This is a genomic window from Skermanella aerolata KACC 11604 (assembly GCF_000936425.1).
GTDB classification, from domain to species: domain Bacteria; phylum Pseudomonadota; class Alphaproteobacteria; order Azospirillales; family Azospirillaceae; genus Skermanella; species Skermanella aerolata.
Genome location: NZ_AVFK01000153.1, coordinates 1 through 1819 on the forward strand (window position 1 = coordinate 1; position 1819 = coordinate 1819).

The 1819-nt window shown below is 51.5% G+C and carries 3 protein-coding genes; all 3 read left to right on the forward strand.

From position 1 onward, the window contains the following. Positions 1-436: 436 nt before the first annotated feature. The 3 genes from N826_RS44060 (at position 437) to N826_RS38905 (ending at position 1782) form a co-directional block, all read left to right on the forward strand. Positions 437-712 carry a hypothetical protein gene (locus N826_RS44060; protein ID WP_044437971.1) on the forward strand — a complete coding sequence of 92 codons (276 nt, stop codon included), beginning with the start codon at positions 437-439 and terminating at the stop codon, positions 710-712. Positions 713-993: 281 nt separating this feature from the next. Continuing rightward, positions 994-1152, forward strand: coding sequence for a hypothetical protein (locus tag N826_RS44065; RefSeq protein ID WP_157599440.1), 159 nt, complete (start codon positions 994-996; stop codon positions 1150-1152). A 420-nt stretch (positions 1153-1572) separates the two neighbouring features. Then, the gene (locus tag N826_RS38905) at positions 1573-1782 is read left to right on the forward strand and encodes a hypothetical protein (protein ID WP_044437972.1); all 210 of its coding nucleotides are present in this window, start codon (positions 1573-1575) and stop codon (positions 1780-1782) included. Positions 1783-1819 lie beyond the last annotated feature (37 nt).

Here is a 1819-nt window from a genome sequence, read left to right on the forward strand (position 1 = left end):
GGTGCCTCGCCTGTCCGCGGTAGGCTCGCTGGCCTACATGCAGACATATAGGCGTGCTCTCGGAGAGAACAAGACATGAATCGTTAAAAAAGCATATTGCAGACGCATATTTTCTGCTGCATGTGCACAATTAATGTATATAATATTACGTAATGCGCATTATCCGTGCGGTCAGCGCAATGTACCCCTTCATAGAAAGGAAAAATTCTGTATCTTTAGGGGTATTGCCACTAGACATGCTCGCAAATAATGTGCACATTAGGTGCTGGAAATGAGCAACGCGAGCGTTAGATTTCTGTTTCAGGGTGTGATAGACGCTTACCTGTCGGTCGCAGCGGTTATCGAGCCAGCTGCTGATTTCCGGAAAAAAGGTTCGTGTGAGCCTGTAGAGCCTTATGGCAATGAATTAGAGCAACTATCCTCATAGGAGAGTAAAATGGCTGCAACTGCAGTACTCGAGCGGGAGCACACTCGAGAAAAGAAAGAGAAAAGTTCTGAACGTGACAAAGGGCGGCTTAATGTCGTTCTTTCTCCAAGATCTATGGATCGTTTAGAGGCCCTAAAAATAAAGACAGACGCATCAACTTATACTGAGGTGTTCAAGAACGCTCTCCGGTTGTATGATGCGCTTATAGAAGAAATAGAAAACGGGAACGATCTATATATCAAGGATAAAGAGGGGAACTTCATTGCCTATAAGATCTTTAACTGAGGCTTATGATAGTTTCCCATTAGGCTGCCGGTAAAAGGCAGCCTTTTTTTTGTTCTGAAATTTGTTTTTATTGCTATTTTTTGGTTGAGTAACTTAGCACTGGTTTTCAATGAGTAAAGCAGCCTCGCTCTTCAAATGGCCCTTCATGACACGACTGTTGGGGCTGGGCCCCGTATAACATTGGTTAGGTGGCCAATCTGAAACCTCTCCCTGGCCTGCCTGTTAGACTGGGGATGACATAGGATAACGCTGGGCTGACCGACCACCTGAATGGGCTGATCATGCTGATCCAGGCTACGGACCGATCGCCGTGGCGTGGCCGCGCTGCTCTGGCGCGGACCGTGCGGCGGGTCGCTGAGGTCCAGCAGGCAACCGCGCTGGGCGGTCTGAATGGCCGACCGATGTGGGGGCGGATCAGCCGCAACGACATCTTCAGGTAGCGGCCTTTCCGTAAGGTTAGCTTACGCGCCTGGCTGTGGCAGGCGCCAATCTTCCCATAACATGCCTTCTACGGATCCGCCCAGGTTGGCACAGCTTTTCCCATAAAAACTGTTCAGCGCTCGGTTTCAGGGACGATTGCCCTATGATTTCAACGACCTCCCGCACCGCGCGAGGTTATTCCGGCGTTTGGGGCCCGTTTCTTCCGGCTTGACACAAACTGTGGTGCTGCCTGCGGTTGAAATGCAGGGCGCGAATGGCTAAGCGTATAATTCTGCCAGTTCTATGGCGTCATCCCATGTCTGGGTGAAGGATGCTGGACAAACCAGATCGTGCCTGGTATTCACTTGGCGACGGACTGTGTCCGCCATTAACGCCCTCAGGTTTCCCTGAGGGCGTTTTGCGTTTCAGGACAGACACCGATGAACAAGGCTATCGGCTTGTTCGCGGCGCTCCTGGTCTTTTCTGGCCAGATAGAGACGATCACCGAGAACGTCGCCGGCATTGCTCGCAATGTCCGGCTGACCGTTCATGAGGTCCAGCTGACGATCGATGAGATTGCCGGCGGAAATCATGCGATCGAATGCCAGATGGATCAGGGCAGCCCCGACAAGCCGCAACCCCCGCGCTGACCTAATTTAAACTAGGATCAGAAGCGGACGATCCTGG